This is a genomic window from Streptomyces sp. NPDC037126, from assembly GCF_055605965.1.
This window is the reverse complement of sequence record NZ_JBVJTD010000001.1, coordinates 976,973-994,382: the sequence shown is the minus strand read 5'-3', so window position 1 is coordinate 994,382 and position 17,410 is coordinate 976,973. Positions and strand designations below refer to the sequence as shown.

At 71.9% G+C, this 17,410-nt stretch carries 19 protein-coding genes; 11 read left to right on the top strand and 8 right to left on the bottom strand.

Going from position 1 to position 17,410, the window contains the following annotated elements:
* Nucleotides 1-70: 70 nt before the first annotated feature.
* Genes ectA through thpD form a run of 4 tightly spaced genes read left to right on the top strand, consistent with a single transcriptional unit; the run spans nucleotide 71 to nucleotide 3,216 of the window.
* Complete coding sequence (ectA, locus tag ACZ7FF_RS04570) at nucleotides 71-583, top strand: diaminobutyrate acetyltransferase (protein ID WP_470809403.1); 513 nt, start codon at nucleotides 71-73, stop codon at nucleotides 581-583.
* 12 nt (nucleotides 584-595) lie between these two features.
* Nucleotides 596-1,867, top strand: coding sequence for a diaminobutyrate--2-oxoglutarate transaminase (ectB, locus tag ACZ7FF_RS04565; RefSeq protein WP_470809402.1), 1,272 nt, complete (start codon nucleotides 596-598; stop codon nucleotides 1,865-1,867).
* 44 nt (nucleotides 1,868-1,911) lie between these two features.
* On the top strand, nucleotides 1,912-2,316 hold the full coding sequence (locus ACZ7FF_RS04560) for an ectoine synthase (RefSeq protein ID WP_470809400.1): 405 nt from the start codon (nucleotides 1,912-1,914) through the stop codon (nucleotides 2,314-2,316).
* 6 nt (nucleotides 2,317-2,322) lie between these two features.
* A complete protein-coding gene (gene thpD / locus ACZ7FF_RS04555) occupies nucleotides 2,323-3,216 on the top strand; it encodes an ectoine hydroxylase (RefSeq protein WP_470809398.1) in 894 nt (297 codons plus the stop codon).
* Between the two features lie 77 nt (nucleotides 3,217-3,293).
* On the opposite strand, the gene ACZ7FF_RS04550 is transcribed toward thpD, so the two are convergent.
* The 5 genes from ACZ7FF_RS04550 to ACZ7FF_RS04530 all read right to left on the bottom strand — a co-directional run bounded on the left by ACZ7FF_RS04550 (nucleotide 3,294) and on the right by ACZ7FF_RS04530 (nucleotide 8,091).
* A complete protein-coding gene (locus tag ACZ7FF_RS04550; RefSeq protein WP_470809396.1) occupies nucleotides 3,294-4,346 on the bottom strand; it encodes an aminotransferase class V-fold PLP-dependent enzyme in 1,053 nt (350 codons plus the stop codon).
* A gap of 95 nt (nucleotides 4,347-4,441) precedes the next feature.
* Nucleotides 4,442-5,161, bottom strand: a complete 720-nt coding sequence (locus ACZ7FF_RS04545) for a DsbA family oxidoreductase (protein ID WP_470809394.1) — start codon at nucleotides 5,159-5,161, stop codon at nucleotides 4,442-4,444.
* A gap of 64 nt (nucleotides 5,162-5,225) precedes the next feature.
* Entirely contained in the window at nucleotides 5,226-5,744 is a 519-nt protein-coding gene (locus ACZ7FF_RS04540; RefSeq protein WP_470809392.1) for a GNAT family N-acetyltransferase, read from the bottom strand.
* A gap of 88 nt (nucleotides 5,745-5,832) precedes the next feature.
* The gene (locus tag ACZ7FF_RS04535; protein ID WP_470809390.1) at nucleotides 5,833-6,441 is read right to left on the bottom strand and encodes a DUF1349 domain-containing protein; all 609 of its coding nucleotides are present in this window, start codon (nucleotides 6,439-6,441) and stop codon (nucleotides 5,833-5,835) included.
* 120 nt (nucleotides 6,442-6,561) lie between these two features.
* Entirely contained in the window at nucleotides 6,562-8,091 is a 1,530-nt protein-coding gene (locus ACZ7FF_RS04530) for an aldehyde dehydrogenase (NADP(+)) (protein ID WP_470809389.1), read from the bottom strand.
* A 150-nt stretch (nucleotides 8,092-8,241) separates the two neighbouring features.
* On the opposite strand from ACZ7FF_RS04530, the gene ACZ7FF_RS04525 reads away from it, so the two are divergent.
* The 6 genes from ACZ7FF_RS04525 (at nucleotide 8,242) to ACZ7FF_RS04500 (ending at nucleotide 13,188) form a co-directional block, all read left to right on the top strand.
* The gene (locus ACZ7FF_RS04525) at nucleotides 8,242-9,015 is read left to right on the top strand and encodes an IclR family transcriptional regulator (protein ID WP_470809387.1); all 774 of its coding nucleotides are present in this window, start codon (nucleotides 8,242-8,244) and stop codon (nucleotides 9,013-9,015) included.
* An 83-nt stretch (nucleotides 9,016-9,098) separates the two neighbouring features.
* Nucleotides 9,099-9,569, top strand: coding sequence for a GNAT family N-acetyltransferase (locus tag ACZ7FF_RS04520; protein ID WP_470809386.1), 471 nt, complete (start codon nucleotides 9,099-9,101; stop codon nucleotides 9,567-9,569).
* Between the two features lie 70 nt (nucleotides 9,570-9,639).
* Nucleotides 9,640-9,771, top strand: coding sequence for a hypothetical protein (locus ACZ7FF_RS04515; RefSeq protein WP_470809385.1), 132 nt, complete (start codon nucleotides 9,640-9,642; stop codon nucleotides 9,769-9,771).
* The gene (locus tag ACZ7FF_RS04510; protein WP_470809383.1) at nucleotides 9,768-11,012 is read left to right on the top strand and encodes a sensor histidine kinase; all 1,245 of its coding nucleotides are present in this window, start codon (nucleotides 9,768-9,770) and stop codon (nucleotides 11,010-11,012) included. Before ACZ7FF_RS04515 ends, ACZ7FF_RS04510 begins: the two co-directional genes overlap by 4 nt.
* Complete coding sequence (locus tag ACZ7FF_RS04505) at nucleotides 11,009-11,668, top strand: response regulator transcription factor (RefSeq protein ID WP_470809381.1); 660 nt, start codon at nucleotides 11,009-11,011, stop codon at nucleotides 11,666-11,668. Before ACZ7FF_RS04510 ends, ACZ7FF_RS04505 begins: the two co-directional genes overlap by 4 nt.
* Before the next feature lie 65 nt (nucleotides 11,669-11,733).
* Nucleotides 11,734-13,188 carry a peptidoglycan D,D-transpeptidase FtsI family protein gene (locus ACZ7FF_RS04500; RefSeq protein WP_470809380.1) on the top strand — a complete coding sequence of 485 codons (1,455 nt, stop codon included), beginning with the start codon at nucleotides 11,734-11,736 and terminating at the stop codon, nucleotides 13,186-13,188.
* 42 nt (nucleotides 13,189-13,230) lie between these two features.
* On the opposite strand, the gene ACZ7FF_RS04495 is transcribed toward ACZ7FF_RS04500, so the two are convergent.
* Nucleotides 13,231-14,682: an NCS2 family permease gene (locus ACZ7FF_RS04495; protein WP_470809379.1), complete on the bottom strand. Its 1,452-nt coding sequence runs from the start codon at nucleotides 14,680-14,682 to the stop codon at nucleotides 13,231-13,233.
* 222 nt (nucleotides 14,683-14,904) lie between these two features.
* Nucleotides 14,905-15,699 carry an HAD family acid phosphatase gene (locus tag ACZ7FF_RS04490; RefSeq protein ID WP_470809378.1) on the bottom strand — a complete coding sequence of 265 codons (795 nt, stop codon included), beginning with the start codon at nucleotides 15,697-15,699 and terminating at the stop codon, nucleotides 14,905-14,907.
* Nucleotides 15,700-15,885: 186 nt separating this feature from the next.
* Here ACZ7FF_RS04490 and ACZ7FF_RS04485 point away from each other — a divergent pair, with 186 nt between their 5' ends.
* Nucleotides 15,886-16,368 carry a hypothetical protein gene (locus ACZ7FF_RS04485; protein ID WP_470809376.1) on the top strand — a complete coding sequence of 161 codons (483 nt, stop codon included), beginning with the start codon at nucleotides 15,886-15,888 and terminating at the stop codon, nucleotides 16,366-16,368.
* 85 nt (nucleotides 16,369-16,453) lie between these two features.
* Here ACZ7FF_RS04485 and ACZ7FF_RS04480 read toward each other — a convergent pair whose 3' ends face one another.
* Nucleotides 16,454-17,206 (bottom strand): MBL fold metallo-hydrolase, encoded by a 753-nt coding sequence (locus ACZ7FF_RS04480; protein ID WP_470809374.1) that lies wholly within the window; start codon nucleotides 17,204-17,206, stop codon nucleotides 16,454-16,456.
* Between the last annotated feature and the right edge of the window lie 204 nt (nucleotides 17,207-17,410).

The following is a 17,410-nucleotide window of genomic DNA, read 5'->3' as shown; positions in this document are numbered from 1 at the left end:
CCAATCCTGACAGTCGTAACGCTCGACCCGCCCGTGCATTTCTTAATTCGCCTCGCTAAATTCGTGCCGCATGACTGCCGCACCCGCAGACCTGCTCATCGACCGACCGGCGACGGCCGACGGACCCGCGCTCTGGCGTCTTGCCAAGGACTCGAAAACCCTCGACCTGAACTCCTCCTACAGCTATCTGCTGTGGTGCCGGGACTTCGCCGGCACCTCGGCGGTGGCGCGTGGTGCGGACGGCACACCCGTCGGATTCATCACCGGGTACGTGCGGCCCGACCGCCCGGGCACCCTGCTCGTCTGGCAGGTGGCCGTCGACTCCGCCCACCGCGGCCACGGCATCGCCGCCGCGCTGCTGGACGGGCTGACCGCACGGCTCGCCGCCGAGCTCGGTGTCACCGAGGTGGAGACCACGATCACGCCCGGCAACACCGCCTCCGAGCGCCTGTTCACCTCGTTCGCCGAACGGCACGGAGCGAACCTCGGCCGCGAGGTGCTGTTCCCGGCCGACCTGTTCCCGGACGGCCAGCACGACCCGGAAGTCCTGTACCGCATCGGCCCGCTGACCACCGCCCACTGAGGAGCGATTCACGTGACCATCACCCAGCCCGACCTCAGCGTCTTCGAGACCCTCGAGTCCGAGGTGCGCAGCTACTGCCGCGGCTGGCCCGCCGTCTTCGACCGTGCGCAGGGCAGCCGGATGTTCGACGAGGACGGTCATGCGTACCTCGACTTCTTCGCCGGTGCCGGCTCACTCAACTACGGCCACAACAATCCCGTGCTCAAACGGGCGTTGATCGACTATCTGTCCCGGGACGGGGTCACCCACGGCCTGGACATGTCGACCACGGCCAAACGGTCCTTCCTGCAGACCTTCCAGGACCTGGTGCTGCGCCCGCGCGACCTGCCGTACAAGGTCATGTTCCCGGGCCCGACGGGCACCAACGCCGTGGAGTCGGCGCTGAAGCTGGCCCGGAAGGTGAAGGGCCGGGAGGCGATCGTCTCGTTCACGAACGCCTTCCACGGGATGTCGCTCGGTTCCCTCGCCGTCACCGGCAACGCCTTCAAGCGGGCCGGCGCCGGCATCCCGCTGGTGCACGGCACCCCGATGCCGTTCGACAACTACTTCGACGGCACGGTCCCGGACTTCCTGTGGTTCGAGCGGCTGCTGGAGGACCAGGGCTCCGGCCTGAACAAGCCCGCCGCCGTGATCGTGGAGACGGTGCAGGGCGAGGGCGGCATCAACGTGGCCCGGCCCGAATGGCTGCGCGCCCTCAAGGAGCTGTGCGAGCGGCAGGACATGCTGCTGATCGTCGACGACATCCAGATGGGCTGCGGGCGCACCGGCGCCTTCTTCTCCTTCGAGGAGTCGGGGATCACGCCGGACATCGTCACCGTGTCCAAGTCCATCAGCGGCTACGGGCTGCCGATGTCGCTGTGCCTGTTCCGGCCCGAGCTGGACGTCTGGGAGCCGGGCGAGCACAACGGCACCTTCCGCGGCAACAACCCCGCGTTCGTCACCGCCACCGCGGCCCTGGAGACGTACTGGACCGACGGCTCGGCCATGGAGAAGCAGACCCGCACCCGCGGTGAGCAGGTCGAGCAGGCGCTGATCTCCATCACCGAGGAGAACCTCGCCGACGTGAAGGAGTACCGCGGCCGCGGACTGGTGTGGGGCCTGGAGTTCCGCGACAAGGACCGCGCCTCCCGGGTCGCCCGGCGGGCCTTCGAGCTCGGGCTGCTGATCGAGACGTCGGGCCCGGAGGGCGAGGTCGTCAAACTGCTGCCCGCCCTCACCATCACCCCCGAAGAGCTGGACGAGGGGCTGAGCATGCTCGCCCGTGCCGTCCGCGAGAGCGCCTGAACCAACCTGATCAATCCTGATCAACAAGGAGGAGACGCACCACCGTGATCGTTCGATCGTTCAAGGACATCGAGGGAACCGACCGGCACGTCAAGTCGAAGTCCGGCACCTGGGAGAGCAAGCGCATCGTCCTCGCCAAGGAGCGGGTCGGCTTCTCCGTGCACGAGACCATCCTGTACGCCGGCACCGAGACGGACATGTGGTACGCCAACCACATCGAGGCCGTCGTCTGCACCAGGGGCGAGGCCGAACTGACCGACCGGGAGACCGGGCAGGCCTACACCATCACGCCCGGCACCATGTACCTCCTGAACGGGCACGAGCGGCACACGCTGCGCGTCAAGGAGGACTTCCACTGCATCTGCGTGTTCAACCCGCCCGTCACCGGACGGGAGGACCACGACGAGAACGGCGTCTACCCGCTGCTCACCGAGCCCGAGGAGGTGTGACCGACGATGACCACCGCCACCGTCACCGACCTGTACCCCACCCGGGGCGCCACCGAGGTGGCCGTCCCCCGCAAGGACCCGGTCGTCTGGGGCTCCCCGGACACGCCCGGCCCGATCGCCACGGCCGACCTGCAGGCGTTCGAGCGCGACGGCTTCCTCGCCGTCGACCAGCTGATCACCCCGGCCGACGTCGAGGTCTACCGGCGTGAGCTGGACCGGCTGGTCGCCGACCCGGCGATACGCGCCGACGCGCGCTCCATCGTGGAGCCGAAGTCCAAGGAGATCCGCTCGGTCTTCGAGGTGCACAGAATCAGCCAGGTGTTCGCGAACCTCGTGCGCGACGAGCGGGTGGTCGGCCGGGCCCGCCAGATCCTCGGCTCGGACGTGTACGTCCACCAGTCCCGGATCAACGTCAAGCCGGGCTTCGGCGCGAGCGGCTTCTACTGGCACTCGGACTTCGAGACCTGGCACGCCGAGGACGGCCTGCCGAACATGCGCACGGTGTCCGTCTCGATCGCGCTGACCGAGAACCTCGACACCAACGGCGGCCTGATGATCATGCCGGGCTCGCACCGGACGTTCCTGGGCTGCGCGGGCGCCACGCCCGAGGACAACTACAAGAAGTCGCTGCAGATGCAGGACGCGGGCACCCCGTCCGACGAGGCGCTGACCGGGCTGGCGAGCGAGTACGGCATCAAGCTGTTCACCGGCGCGGCGGGCTCGGCGACCTGGTTCGACTGCAACTGCATGCACGGCTCCGGCGACAACATCACGCCGTACCCGCGCAGCAACGTCTTCATCGTCTTCAACAGCGTGGAGAACAGGGCGGTCGAGCCGTTCGCGGCGCCGGTACGACGGCCGGAGTTCATCGGGGCGAGGGACTTCACCCCGGTCCGGTGAGCCGCGCCCGGCACAGGGGCCTCCGCCTCGGCGGAGGCCCCTGCCGTGTGCCCTGGGCCCGGTGCGGGAGGGGACGGTCAGCCGGACAGCACGTCCAGCAGGCGGTCCACGTCCGCGGCCGTGTTGTAGAGGTGGAAGGACGCGCGCAGATTGCCCGCGCGGTTGGCGACCTCGATGCCGGCGCGGCTCAGCTCCGGCCGGCGGGCGCCGAGTCCGGGCACGGAGACGATCGCCGAGCCGGGCGCCGGCAGCGGCTCGTGCCCGAGGGCCGCGAGTCCCTGCCGGAAGCGGTCGGCGAGGGCCAGGTCGTGGGCGTGCACGGCGGCCACGCCGAGTTCCTCGATCAGCGCGAGCGAGCGGCGCACCCCGGCACAGGTGAACAGGGCCGGGCTGACGTCGAACCGGCGGGCGGAGTGGGCGAGTTCGGCGACCGGGCCGTAGCAGCTGTCCCACGGATTCTCGGCCGCGACCCAGCCCGCCAGCAGCGGGGTCAGCCCGCCGAAGTCCTCGGGGACCACGAGGAAGGCCGCCCCGTGCGGGCCGAGCAGCCACTTGAAGGTGGTGGCGACCGTGAAGTCGTGGGCGCCCGCGTCCATCGGCAGCCAGCCGGCGGCCTGGGAGTAGTCGACGTAGGTGCGCGCGCCGTGCGCACGGGCCGCGTCGCCGAGGGCGGGCAGGTCGGCGACCCGGCCGTCCGCCGACTGCGCGGCGCTCACCGCGACCAGCGCGGTGCCGGGGCGGACGGACTCGGCGAGCCGTTCCAGCGGCACGGCGCGCACCTTGAGGTCGCCGCGCACATGGAAGGGGTTCACCACGGAGGTGAAGTCGTCCTCGGCGGTGAGGACTTCGGCGCCCGCCGGCAGGGCGGCAGCGATCAGACCGGTCTGTGCGGCGACGGACGGGCCCACGGCCACCCGGGTGACCGGCACCCCGGCCAGCCGGGCGAAGGCGGCCCGGGCGGCCTCGACGTCCTCGAACAGCGGGTCCAGGGGCCGGCCCTCGGCCCGGATCGCCACCGCCTCGTGCAGGCCGGCGGCGGTACGGGCCGGGAGCAGACCGCTGCTCGCGGTGTTCAGGTAGGTGTTCTTCGGGCTGAACTCGGCGCGGACGAGGCTCTCGAAGGTCTCCATGACCCCACTGTGCGGGCCACGCATCTCCCCGTCCATTGCGAATTTCCGTGTGGCTTCACCCAGGAAGCCTTATACGACCGCGCCGACCTGCGGTTTCAGTCCTGCTGCGGGACCGCGCACCCGTCCGGGCCACAGGCCTCGGCGTTGCCCTGGCCGACCGTCCTCAGCGGGGAGCGCTCGCCCCAGGCCTGGGTCAGCGCCTGGGTGAAGACCTCGGCGGGCTGGGCGCCCGAGACGCCGTAGGTGCGGTCGAGCACGAAGAAGGGCACCCCGTTCGCCCCGAGCTCGGCGGCCTCGCGCTCGTCGGCGCGGACCTCCCCGGCGTACGCGTCCGGGTCGGCGAGCACCGCGCGGACGGCGGCCGCTTCCAGTCCGGCCTCGACGGCCAGCTCCGCCAGGCGGTCGTCCCCCTCGGTGAAGACGGAGCGCTCCTCGGCGAAGTTGGCCCGGTACAGGATCTGGATCAGCTCGTCCTGCCTGCCGTGCTCCCTGGCGAGGTGCAGCAGGCGGTGCATGTCGAAGGTGTTGCCGTGGTCGCGGCCCCGGGTGCGGTAGTCCAGGCCCTCGGCGGCGGCCTGGGCGCCCAGGTTGTCCTCACCGGCCTGGGCCTGTGCCTCGCTCATGCCGTACTTCGCGGTCAGCATGGTGATCACCGGCTGCACGTCGCCCTTGGCCCGGCCCGGGTCCAGCTCGAAGGAGCGGTGCACCACCTCGACCTGGTCGCGGTGCGGGAAGGCCGCCAGCGCCTTGTCGAAACGGGCCTTGCCTACGTAGCACCAGGGGCAGGCGATATCGGTCCAGATCTCGACGCGCATACTCTCGGCTCTTCTCCAGTTCGTACGGGCGCGGGGGCTCTCCCCGCCGCCGGTACGTGAACGTTCAAGCAGCGTGTTTCATTCCCGGCCCCACCGCGTACCGCAGGAACAGATGGTGGTCCCCCTCGGCGGGCGGGTTCTCCGGGTCCGGGACCCAGCCCAGGCGGGCGTAGAAGGCCTGGGCCCGCCGGTTGTCCACGTGCACGTCGAGGACGGCCGTGCGCCTGCCGTCGGCCCGCCACTCCTCCACGCAGGCCGCGTGCAGGGCCGTGCCGACGCCGGAGCGCCAGCGGTCGGGGTCGACGTGGAACTGGAACAGCTTGACCGTGTCGGCGGCCGCGCCGTCCGGGGTGCGGAAGGAGGCGATCCCGGCGATCCGGCCCTGTTCGACGACGCACAGCACATGGCCGTCGGGGCGCTCGATGGACCCGCGCCAGGCCTCGCTCCAGTCGAATTCGGGCTCCGGGACACCGTCGGGGTAGTACGTCGAGCGGGCCCGGTGGTGCAGCGCGGCGATCGCGTCCGCCTCGGCGGGCAGGGCGGTGCGGATCACCCGGGCTCCCGTCACACGGTCATTGATCATGCAACGAAGGACGCGGCCGCCGGCCGCCCGGTTCCGCGCCGCTGCGCCCGGCCGTCCGCGCGCCGCCGCTCGCGGCGGCGTCCGTGACTCAGCTTCCGTCCCGCAGGTCGCTCGGCCAGGCGGTCCTGAACTCGATGTGGTCGTAGGTGACCACGCAGCCCTCCCCCAGCGGCGACTGCGTCATGAAGCCGATGAGGGCGGCTTCGGTCTCCTTCTCGCCGCCGAGGGTGAAGAGCCGTACGAAGGTCCAGCGCCCGCCGTCGCGGGAGGCGTGGAAGGCGAAGGCCCGGCCGGTCCTGCTGACCCGCAGCCACACCGAACTCCCCTGGACCGTGAAGGAGTTGGCGTCGTCGGAGTGGCCCCGGGTGACCACCGTGCAGACGGTGGGCACGTCCGGGGAGTACTCCAGGCAGAGCTTGGCCCAGGCCCGCTCGCCGACGTGGACGTAGAGCACCCCCGCGTCGAAGCCGGCCCGGAACCCCACGGTGACCCGGGCGATCAGCTGGAAGTCCCCTTCGGGCGCCCCGAGCAGCCGGGGCGCGTCGGAGGCGGGGTCCAGGGCCTCCCCGGTGGGCGTGACGAACCGGTCCTGCCGCGGTCCGGCCCAACCGGTCAGCACGCCGCCCTCGTAGGACCAGTGTCCGGCGGGGCCGTAGGTGCGCAGGGGGAAGGGCAGTTCGGGGAGTTCCACGTCCATCCGCCGATTCTCGCAGGAGCGTGCCCGCCCGGGGGCGCGGGGCACCGCGCGGGAGACCACGGGGTTCCCGCGCCCGCCCACGCGCCGCGCCCCTGCGGCCCAGGGCCTGTCCGACAGGCCCTACCGCTCCAGCACCCCGTCGAACCGCCGGGGCAGCCCCAGCGGATTGTCGTCGCGCAGCTCCTTGGGCAGCAGCGCCTCCGGCGCGTTCTGGTAGACGACCGGGCGCAGCCACCGCTCGGCGGCCGTGCCGCCCACCGAGGTGGAGGTGGAGGTGGTCGCCGGGTACGGGCCCCCGTGGTGCTGCGCGGGCGCCACCGCGACGCCGGTCGGCCATCCGTTCACCAGCACCCGCCCGGCCAGCGGGGTGAGTTCGGCGAGGATCTCCGCGCCCCGGCCCGCGCCGGCCGCCTCGTCCGCGGACAGCTGGACGGTGGCCGTGAGGTTGCCCGGCAGTCGCGACAGCACCGCCGCGGCCTCGCCGTCGTCCTCGTAGCGGACCACCACGCTCACCGGCCCGAAGCACTCCTCCAGGAGCAGGTCGTACGCGCCCGCCGCGGCCAGCGCGCTCGCCGGCACCGTGAGGAAGCCCGCGCTGACCGTGTGCGCACCGCCCGCGCCGGGGGTCACCGGGGACTCCACGCCCGCGAGGCCGGCGCGTTCGCGCACCCCGGCGACGAAGGCGTCCCGCATGCGGTGGTCGAGCAGCACCCCGGCCTCGGTGTCGCTGACGGCGTCCGTCAGCGACTTCACCAGCCGGTCGCCGGCCGCGCCGGACGGCACGAGGACCAGGCCGGGCTTCACGCAGAACTGCCCGACGCCGAGGGTCATCGACCCGGCGAGCCCGGAGCCGATCTCCTCCGCGCGCTCGGCCGCGGCCGCCTCGGTCACCAGGACCGGGTTGAGGGAGCCCAGCTCGCCGTGGAACGGGATCGGCACCGGCCGTGCCGCGGCCGCGTCGAACAGGGCGCGCCCACCCCGCACCGACCCGGTGAAACCGGCGGCGGCGACCTTCGGGTGCCTGATCAGCTCGACGCCCGCGTCGAAGCCGTGCACGAGGCCGACGACGCCCTCGGGGATGCCGTGCTCGGCGGCGGCCCGGCGCAGCACCTTGGCGACCAGCTCGGACAGGGCCGGGTGGTCGGGGTGGGCCTTGACCACGACCGGGCAGCCCGCGGCCAGCGCGCTCGCGGTGTCGCCGCCCGCGACGGAGAAGGCGAAGGGGAAGTTGGACGCGGAGTAGACGGCGACGACGCCGAGCGGCACCTTGTAGCGGCGCAGGTCCGGGACGGGCGGGGTCGCGGTGTCGTCGGGGTGGTCGATGACGACGTCCAGGAAGGCGCCCTCGTCGACGACGTCCGCGAAGGCCCGCAACTGGTAGGTGGTGCGGGCGAGTTCGCCGGTCAGCCGGACCGGTCCGAGGGCGGACTCGGCGTCGGCGGTCTCGACCAGGCAGTCCCTGGCCGCGTCCAGGCCCGCGGCGGCCGAGCGCAGGAAGGCGGAGCGGATCGCGCGGTCGGCGAGGGCGCCGCGCGCGTCGTGGGCGGCGCGGACGACCGCGTCCACCTCCTCGGCCGTGGCCTCCACCGCAACCTGTTCCCGCTGCTTCCCGGTACGCGGGTCGACACTCCAGACTGGTGCTGCTGCCACCGCGGGTCCCTCCCAGTAAGGCCGCACATCACTCGATATCTCGGTCACTCATCAGCACCGCGTTCGATATACTGAACACCGTCTCTGATGATGAACGCTGCTCGGAGACTATATATCTCAGGTCCTCGTCGAACGAAGGGGTCAAGGGCGATGACGGCAGTCGAAGCAGTGGGCGGGGCGCAGGTCAAGTCCGCGGTACGGACCGTTGAGCTGCTCGAGTACTTCGCCGGCCGGCCCGGTATGCACTCCCTCGCGGCCGTCCAGGAGGCCGTGGGCTACCCCAAGTCCAGCCTGTACATGCTGCTGCGCACGCTCGTGGAGCTGGGCTGGGTGGAGACGGACTCGACCGGCACGCGGTACGGCATCGGCGTGCGGGCGCTGCTCGTGGGCACGTCGTACATCGACGGCGACGAGGTGGTGGCCGCAGCCCGGCCGACCCTGGACCGGCTCTCCGACGACACCACGGAGACCATCCACCTGGCCCGGCTCGACGGCACCAACGTGGTGTACCTGGCCACCCGCCAGTCCCAGCACTACCTGCGGCCCTTCACCCGCGTCGGGCGCCGGCTGCCGGCCCACTCCACCTCGCTCGGCAAGGCGATCCTCGCCACCTTCACCGACGAGCAGGTGCGCAAGCTGCTGCCGGAGACCCTGCCCGCGCTCACCGAGCACACCCTCACCGACCGGGAGCGGCTCATCGAGGAGCTGCACCAGGTGCGGGAGCAGGGCTTCGCGGTCGACCGCGAGGAGAACACGCTGGGGCTGCGCTGCTTCGGCGTGGCGATCCCCTACCGCACCCCCGCCCGCGACGCCATCAGCTGCTCGGTCCCGGTGGCCCGGCTGACCCCCGCCCACGAACAGATGATCAAGGACGCCCTGTTCGACGCCCGGGACCGGCTGACGCTGGCGACCCGCAGGCTCTGAGCACACGGCCGCCGGGCGGTCCCGGGGCCCGCGACCGTGTCCTCGTCGCCGCCCCGGGGCACCTCGGCATAGGGTCGGTGGCCATGGAGATCGCGCTGCGGACGGTGGAGGACGAGGACCTGCCGGTGTTCTTCGGGCAGATGACCGACCCGGAGGCGGTCCGGATGGCCGCATTCGGCCCGAAGGACCCGGCCGACCCGGTCGCCTTCGCGGCCCACTGGAAACGCATCCGCGCCTCCTCGGACGTGCTGCGCACGGTGCTGGCCGACGGGCGCGTGGCTGGCAGCGCGGCGGTCTACGGCGAACCGGGCGAGCGCGAGGTCACGTACTGGATCGACCGCGCCTACTGGGGCCGGGGCGTGGCGACGGCCGCCCTGCGGACCCTGCTCGCCGAGGTCCCCGAACGGCCGCTGTACGCGCGGGCGGCGGCCGACAACGCCGCCTCGCTGCGGGTCCTGGCCAAGTGCGGCTTCCGCGAGTCCGTCCGGGCCCGGGGGTTCGCCAACGGGCGGGGCCAGGAGATCGACGAGGTCGTGCTCGTCCTGGACGCCTGAGCGCCTCCCCCGCACGGCGGAGGCGGATCGTCGCCCGGCAGGAGGCGACCGACCGGGACCGCACGAGAGCGTGGGGGCATGCCGCACCCCGCCGACGCCGCTGCCGGGCCTCGCCTACGCTGGGCAGGTGATCGTCGGCTTCCTCGTGGCGGCCCCCAGCGTCCGTCTCCTCGCGCTGCGGTCCGTCAAGGACGTGCGGTGACAGGGGCGTTGAGCCTGCTGTTCGCTCGGCGGGCGCGCTTTCGCTGGGTCCATCTGATCCTGGGCGGCGCGCTCGCCATGCCGTACGTCCTCGTCGGCTCGGTGATCGTCGGGCCGCTCGCCGGCGCGAACGACGTCTTCGGCTCCCTCCCGCTCCAACTCGCCTCCTTCGGCGTCGGGTTGCCGATCGCCGCGGCCACCTCCCTGTTCCCGTTGACCCGTCCGCTGGAGTCGGTCACCGCCCGTGTGCTGTGCGGGGTCGACGGGGACGCCCTCGCGCACGGCCCGGCGCGCACCCGGGCCGAACGGGCGCGCACGGCCGCCTGGTTCACGCTCCATCTGGGCATCGGCGGCATCATCTCCGGGATGTCGCTGGCCGTGCCGCCGTTCGCGGTGATGCTGCTCGTCCTGCCGCTGCTGGCCGCACTGCGCGACTCCCGGCCCGGTCTGCCGCACGTCATGGAGCACGGCTGGGCGCTGGCGCTCTCGCCGGTCGCGGGCCTGGCCCTGCTGCTGGCGCTCGCCGCGTGCGCCGCCGCCTGCGGGGCCCTGCTGGCCCGCTGGGCGCCCACGCTGCTCGGGCCCACCCCGCAGGACCTGCTGGCCGCGGCCGAGGCCCGCGCCGCCGACCTCGCGGTCCGCAACCGGCTCGCGCGCGAGCTGCACGACTCCGTCGGCCACGCCCTGAGCGCGGTCACCCTGCAGGCGAGCGCCGCCCGCCGGGTCCTGGACAGCGACCCGGAGTTCGTCCGCGAGGCGCTCGCCGCCATCGAGGACACCACCCGGCGCACGGTCGGCGAACTCGACGCCGCCCTGGGCGTGCTGCGGGACGGCGACGGTCCGGGCACGGCGCCCGCGCCGACGCTCGCGGCCGACCTGGACGGCCTGCTGAGCCGTACCCGGGCCGCCGGGCAGCCGGTGACGGCCACCGTCGGCACCGACCCCGCCGCAGTGCCGCCGCTGGTCTCCCGGGAGGCGTACCGGATCGTGCAGGAGGGCCTGAGCAACGCCCTCAGACACGCGGGCGAGCCGGTCTCCGTGCGGATCACCACCGCCGGCGGCCATCTGGAGATCACCGTCGAGAACCCCCTGGGCCCCGGCGCCTCGCCCCGCCCCGGCGGCGGCCACGGCCTGCGCGGCATCGCCGACCGGGTCCGCCTGCTGGGCGGCACGGCGGAGGCGGGGCCGTCCGGGAACGCCTGGCACCTGCGCGTACGACTGCCCCTGAAGGGAACCGCATGAACCGGCCCGCCATCCGGATCGTCCTCGCCGACGACGAGCGCATGGTCCGCACCGCCCTGCGCGCCATCCTCTCCGCCGAGCCCGGCCTGGAGGTGGTCGGCGAGGCGGCGACCGGCGCCGAGGCCGTGTCCGTGGTCCGGGAACTGCGGCCCGACGTCGTGCTCATGGACGTCCGCATGCCCGAGGTCGACGGCATCCGGGCCACCGAGCAGATCGTCACCACCCTCCGGGAGCCGCCCCGGGTCGTCGTCGTGACCACCTTCGAGAACGACTCCTACGTGTACGACGCGCTGCGCGCCGGGGCCGCGGGCTTCCTGCTCAAGCGGGCCGACGCGGACGCCCTCGTCCAGGCGGTACGGCTGGTCACCCGCACCGACAGCCTGCTGTTCCCGTCGGCCGTACGGGCCCTCGCGGCCGAGCACGCGCGTACGGCGGACGCTCCCCCGGCCTGGGTGGGCAGGCTCACCGGCCGCGAGAGCGAGGTGCTGCGGCACATGGCCACGGGGCTCACCAACGCCGAGATAGCCCGGCGCCTGGAGGTCGGTCCCGCCACCGTGAAGACGCATGTGGCGGCGGTGCTGGCCAAGACGGGCGCCCGGGACCGCACCCAGGCGGTGATCGCCGCGTACGAGGCGGGGTTCCTGAGCACACGATGAGCGCCGGATGAGAAATCCGGGCGAACGGGAACGAGCACCCCGCTCCCACTCGTCTTGCGTGCGGGATGAACACGACGATCAGGCGGGCGTCCGTCTTCACACTGCTGCTCGTGCTCGCTCTGCTGGGCAGGGCGACCTGGGTGCAGTTCTACGACGGCAAGGCCCTCGCGGACGACAACAACAACCGGCGCAACGCGATAGAGACCTACTCGCGGCCGCTGGGGAACATCATCGTGGCCGGGAACGCGATCACCGGCTCGACCCGGACGAAGGGAAGCGACCTCGCCTACAAGCGCACGTACACGGACGGCAAGCTGTACGCGGCGGTGACGGGCTACGCGTCGCAGGCCTACGCGCCCACGCAGCTGGAGGGCATCTACAAGGACCTGCTCAACGGCACCGATCCCCAGCTGAACACGGTGATGGACACCCTCACCGGCGAGCGCGCCGACCCGGGCAACGTGCTCACCACCATCGACCCGGCGGTGCAGAAGGCGGCCTACCGCGCCCTCGGCGACAAGAAGGGCGGGGCCGTCGCCATCGACCCGAAGACCGGGCGGATCCTCGCCGCGGTGTCGACGCCGTCGTACGACCCGGACTCGCTCACCGACGCGAACACGGCCGGGACGGCCTGGGAGAAGCTCACCAAGGACCAGGACAAGCCGCTCACCAACCGCGCGCTGCGCCAGCCGCTGCCGCCGGGTTCGACGTTCAAGCTGGTCGTGGCGGCGGCCGCGCTGGAGAACGGGCTGTACAAGAACGTGAACGACCCGACCGACAGTCCCGACCCGTACACGCTGCCGGGCACGACGCGGGTGCTGTCGAACGAGAACAGGTCGGCTCCCTGCAAGGACGCCTCGATCCGCCAGGCCCTGCGCTACTCCTGCAACAACGTCTTCGGTCACATGGCGGTCCAGCTCGGGCAGGACAAGGTGCGGGCCATGGCCGAGAAGTTCGGCTTCGACGACCAGTCGCAGGACGTGCCGGTGCGGGCCTACGCCAGCGTGTACCCGTCGCACATGGACCCGGCGCAGACCGGCCTGTCCGGCATCGGCCAGTTCGACGTCACCGCGACCCCGCTGCAGATGGCCATGGTGTCGGCCGCCATCGCCAACGGCGGCAAGCTGGTCGCGCCGCACATGGTGTCCCAGATCACCGACAGCGGCGGTGACGCGCTGCAGAACTTCGACGACGACGCGGACACCCGGCAGATCGTCAGCTCCTCCACCGCCGAGCAGCTGCAGTCGGCCATGCAGACCGTGGTGAAGGACGGCACCGGCACCAACGCCCTGATCCCCGGGGTGACCGTGGGCGGCAAGACCGGTACCGCCCAGCACGGCGAGAACAACAGCAAGACGCCGTACGCCTGGTTCACGTCCTACGGCCGGTCCGACAGCAGCGGCAAGGAGGTCGCCGTCGCGGTGATGGTCGAGCAGTCGGACGCGGCGCGCTCCGAGGTGAGCGGCAACGGACTGGCCGCTCCGGTGGCCAGGGCGATGATGGAGGCCGCGCTCAAGTGAGGGCCGAGGGGGCGGTTTCCCGCAACCGCCCCCTCGTCCGCGCTACTTGACGCCCAGCAACTGCTCCACCGGATCGATCGCGAAGTACACCAGGAACAGCGCCGAGACCCCCCACAGCAGCCAGTTGACCTCCCTCGCCCTGCCCAGGACCGTCTTGATCAGGACGTAGGAGACGAAGCCCGCGCCGATGCCGTCGGTGATGGAGTAGGTGAAGGGCATCGCCGCGATGGTGAGGAACGCCGGGACGGCGATCTCGTACCTGTCCCAGTCGATGTGCTTGACGTGCGTCATCATCAGGAAGCCCACGGCGATCAGCGCGGGTGCCGCCGCCTGGAGCGGCACGATGGTGAGCAGCGGGGTGAGGAAGAGCGCGAGGCCGAAGAGGCCGCCGGTGACCAGGTTGGCGAAGCCGGTGCGGGCTCCCTCGCCGACGCCGGCCGCGGACTCGATGTAGGCGGTGTTGGAGGAGGCGGACCCGAGACCGCCGGCCACGGCGGCGGCGCCGTCGATGAACAGCACGCGGCCGATGCCGGGCACCTGCCCCTTGTCGTCGAGCAGTCCGGCCTCGGCGCTGATGCCGACGATGGTGCCCATGGCGTCGAAGAAGTCGGACAGGATGAGGGTGAAGACCAGCAGCACGGCGGTGAGGACGCCGGCCTTGGCGAAGCCGCCGAACAGGCTGAAGTGACCGATGAGCCCGAAGTCCGGGGCGGCGACGATCTTGTCGGGTACCTTGGGCGTGGTCAGGCCCCAGCTCTTGATGTCGGCCACGGAGTCGATGACGATCGCGACGACGGTCATGGACACGATGCTGATGAGGATCGCGCCCTTCACCCTGCGGGCGAGCAGCGCGATGGTGAGCAGCACACCGAGGCAGAAGACCAGCACGGGCCAGCCGGTGAGCCGGCCGACCGCGCCGAGCTGGACGGGCACGGTGGTGTTCGCGGCGTCCGGGATGCGGCTGACGAACCCGGCGTCCACGAAGCCGATGAAGGCGATGAACAGGCCGATGCCGACGCCGATGGCCTGCTTCAGCTGCTGCGGGATCGCGTTCATGATCGCCTCACGGAGCCCGGTGAGGACCAGCAGGCAGATGACCAGGCCTTCGAGGACGACGAGGCCCATGGCGTCGGACCAGCTCATCAGCGGGGCCAGCTGGAAGGCGACGACGGCGTTGAGGCCGAGGCCCGCGGCGATGGCGAGGGGGAGGTTGCCGCCGACGCCCATGACGACGGTCATCACACAGGCCACCAGGGCGGTGGCGGTGACGAGTTGGCCGGTGTCGAGGGCGTGGTGGTACTTGTCCCTGGCACTGCCCAGGATGATCGGATTCAGGACAAGGATGTAGGCCATGGTGAAGAACGTGGCGAGGCCGCCGCGTATCTCCCGGCCGAACGTGGATCCCCGTTCGGAGATTCTGAAGTACCGGTCGACGCCGTTGCGGGCTGGTGGCGCGGCATCAGGCCGCTGGTCCACCGTCTGCGTCTCGGACATGGCCAACTCCTCGTTGCCTGGCGAGCGGTGTGCGGGTGCTGGCTGGATTGTTCCCCTGTCGGACCCGTTTCAGGTTTTCCCCGTGTTACGGAAATCGGGGATCCGCAGGGCGTGCGCACGGCACTCCGGTCGCGCGTCGGCCCCCGTCACCGGCAGGGTGCTGCCGGTGACGGGGGCCGATCGGGAGCTGCCGCTCGCGACGCGATGCCGGGCGGCGGTTCGTCAGGAGACGAAGTACGTCGGGTTCGGGAGCTTGTACGTGCGGTCCGCGTAGCCGCCGTCGAGGTCCGAGTACTGGTCGCCGAAGTTGGCGATGATCTCGTAACCGAGGTGCTCGACGTGCTTGCGGGTGCCCGACTTGTACTGCACGGTCGTGCAGTTCCAGGCGCCCGGGGTGGCGCAGTCGCTCAGGTAGGCCGGCGGGTTGGCCTTGTCCTTGAGGAACATGTGGTCGGCGTCGAGGTTGACGTCGGCGCCGACCTTCTTCAGGTTGGTGACCGCGGCGGCGCGCTGCGCCTCCGTCAGACCGGAGTTGTAGAAGACCTCGACGCCCTTGGACGCGGCGTACCGCACCAGCTCGGGGCTGCCGAAGACCTCCGGACGGTCGGCCTTGTTCACGTAGTCGTTCCACGTGGTGGAGTTGTACGTGTAGTTGTAGCGCTTCTCGTAGTCGAGGCTGAGCAGCAGCGTGTCGTCGATGTCGAACATGACGGCCGGCTTCTCGCCGTGGTGGCGGGCCGTGCGGGCCGCCCGGTCGATGTAGCGCTTGGCGTCGGCGTCGATGCGCGCCAGGTCCTTGGCGTACGGGCTGTCCGGGGACGCCTGGTAGACACCGTTGCTGTCGGCGGTGGTGCCGTAGTACTTGTCGATGTCCTGCACCAGGAGCCCGATGTTGTAGGGCTCGTGGGTGGAGTTCGCCGTCGACTGGCCGGCGGTGGCCGCGCCCGCGCCGTACAGGGCGGCACCGGCCACGACACAGGCGGCGGTGGCGGCGGCGACTCTGTGGGACTTCCGCATGGATTCTCCGGATCTGATGGATGAGAGTGATGCACCAGGTCACGGACTGTCTACGCGCATAACCCCGGGCGCTGCGAGGGCTGTTACCCGATCGATACGCACTTTTTCGCCACGGCGTGAAGGCGGCGCGTGCTGGGGACCGGGGGCGGTGCCGGATCAAGTGGGGAGGCGGCGAGGATGGTGGCCATGAGATTCGTCGAGACCCGCTGGGACGAGCACGGGTTCTTTGTCGACCCCAGAGCCTATCTGGCCGAGCTGCCCCGGCTTCGTGGCGTACTGCCGCCCGGCGCCTGGGAGTTCGCCTCGGACCCGGGGCACTACGACGTCCCCGGCGCCGACCGGTGCGTCAAGGACCTGGAGTTGGCCGGAATACATCTGGCGACGGACAAGAGCGGGCGGCTGGTCCTGGAGTTCGCGCCGAACCGGTGGAAGCACCACTCGGGGCTGCGCATCACCTACTCGGGTGTGCGGCACTTCTCCGTCGACCACCACCACGCGATCGACTGGCTGCGGGTCGACACCGTGCTGCTCGACGAGATCCTCCCGGACGAGGACCGCGCGGGGGACGGCTTCGAGGGCGCCGGGTGCGTGCACGAGATCGCGCTCACCGACGCCTCGATCACCATCCGCTGCGAGGACCTGCGGGCTCAGTGGGGCGGGAGCCGCTGACGCCGGGCGTACGAAGGACGACGCGGGCGCAGGCGGGCAGGGGCGCATCCCTCGTCGATGCCTCCGACGAAAGGAGGCGGGTCTCTCAGGCGGTGTGGACGTCGCCCTCGACCGCGCTGCGGGTGGGCCGGCCCGAGGCCGCGGCGGCTCGGGCGGCGGCCTCCTCACGGGTGAGGGTGGGGCCGACGTGGGTGACGAGCAGTCCGCGCACCCGGGCGCCGAGGGCGATCCGCCCGGCGTCCTCCGGCGTCAGGTGCACCTGTTCACCGCCGCGATGCGCGTCGATGTCGGCCTCGCACAGGAACAGGTCGGCGTGCAGGGCGAGTTCACCGAGGGCGGCGCAGGGGCCGCTGTCCCCGGAGTACGCGAGCACGCTGCCCTGGCACTCGGCGCGCAGCCCGTACGCCTCGGTGTCGTGGGCGACGGCGCGGGCGGTGAGGCGGAGGTTCCAGTGCCGGACGTCGTGGCCGTCGTACAGGGCGCGGAAGTCGAAGACGCCCTTGAGGAAGTCGATGTCCGCGCGTCCGAAGAAGCCGGCCAGCCGGCGGGCGCAGTCCTGCGGGGCGTACACCGGGACCGGCGCGGCCGGGGTCATCCCGCCGAAGGCGAAGGCGTAGGCGGCGGACAGCAGGTCGGCGCTGTGGTCGGCGTGCAGATGGGAGATCCAGATCGCGGTGAGTCGCGCGGGATCGGTGTGCCGTTGCAAGGCGGCGAACGTGCCGGGCCCGGCGTCCACCCATATCTCGGCGCCGCCGCCCGACAGCAGGTAACCGGAACAGGGCCGGTCCGGGACGGGGTGCGGCGAGGCGGTGCCGAGGACGGTCAGGGTGAGCGGCATGAAGAGGAGAGTACGGCGGCGAGCGCCCCCACCCCGGTCACTTGGTCAACTCCCCTGCCCACTCGGGGAACCGGAGCCCCGGGTACCGCCGGGCCACGCCGTGCCCGGCGACCGGTGCGCGGCGGCCGACCGGGCGACCGGATACAGCCGGGCCCCGGCGTCCGTCCGCGCGCCCAGCACACCGCCCGCCACGCCGGCCTGGGC

Excerpts from the sequence above, each read along its gene's own strand:
- ACZ7FF_RS04525 (WP_470809387.1), top strand. The coding sequence starts at position 8,242 with ATGACGGCAGTCGAAGCAGTGGGCGGGGCGCAGGTCAAGTCCGCGGTA.
- ACZ7FF_RS04490 (WP_470809378.1), bottom strand. The coding sequence starts at position 15,699 with ATGCGGAAGTCCCACAGAGTCGCCGCCGCCACCGCCGCCTGTGTCGTG.
- ACZ7FF_RS04505 (WP_470809381.1), top strand. The coding sequence starts at position 11,009 with ATGAACCGGCCCGCCATCCGGATCGTCCTCGCCGACGACGAGCGCATG.
- ACZ7FF_RS04495 (WP_470809379.1), bottom strand. The coding sequence starts at position 14,682 with ATGTCCGAGACGCAGACGGTGGACCAGCGGCCTGATGCCGCGCCACCA.
- ACZ7FF_RS04535 (WP_470809390.1), bottom strand. The coding sequence starts at position 6,441 with ATGGACGTGGAACTCCCCGAACTGCCCTTCCCCCTGCGCACCTACGGC.
- ACZ7FF_RS04480 (WP_470809374.1), bottom strand. The coding sequence starts at position 17,206 with ATGCCGCTCACCCTGACCGTCCTCGGCACCGCCTCGCCGCACCCCGTC.
- ACZ7FF_RS04485 (WP_470809376.1), top strand. The coding sequence starts at position 15,886 with ATGAGATTCGTCGAGACCCGCTGGGACGAGCACGGGTTCTTTGTCGAC.
- ACZ7FF_RS04545 (WP_470809394.1), bottom strand. The coding sequence starts at position 5,161 with ATGCGCGTCGAGATCTGGACCGATATCGCCTGCCCCTGGTGCTACGTA.
- ACZ7FF_RS04550 (WP_470809396.1), bottom strand. The coding sequence starts at position 4,346 with ATGGAGACCTTCGAGAGCCTCGTCCGCGCCGAGTTCAGCCCGAAGAAC.
- ACZ7FF_RS04520 (WP_470809386.1), top strand. The coding sequence starts at position 9,099 with ATGGAGATCGCGCTGCGGACGGTGGAGGACGAGGACCTGCCGGTGTTC.
- ACZ7FF_RS04500 (WP_470809380.1), top strand. The coding sequence starts at position 11,734 with ATGAACACGACGATCAGGCGGGCGTCCGTCTTCACACTGCTGCTCGTG.
- thpD (WP_470809398.1), top strand. The coding sequence starts at position 2,323 with ATGACCACCGCCACCGTCACCGACCTGTACCCCACCCGGGGCGCCACC.
- ectA (WP_470809403.1), top strand. The coding sequence starts at position 71 with ATGACTGCCGCACCCGCAGACCTGCTCATCGACCGACCGGCGACGGCC.
- ACZ7FF_RS04540 (WP_470809392.1), bottom strand. The coding sequence starts at position 5,744 with ATGATCAATGACCGTGTGACGGGAGCCCGGGTGATCCGCACCGCCCTG.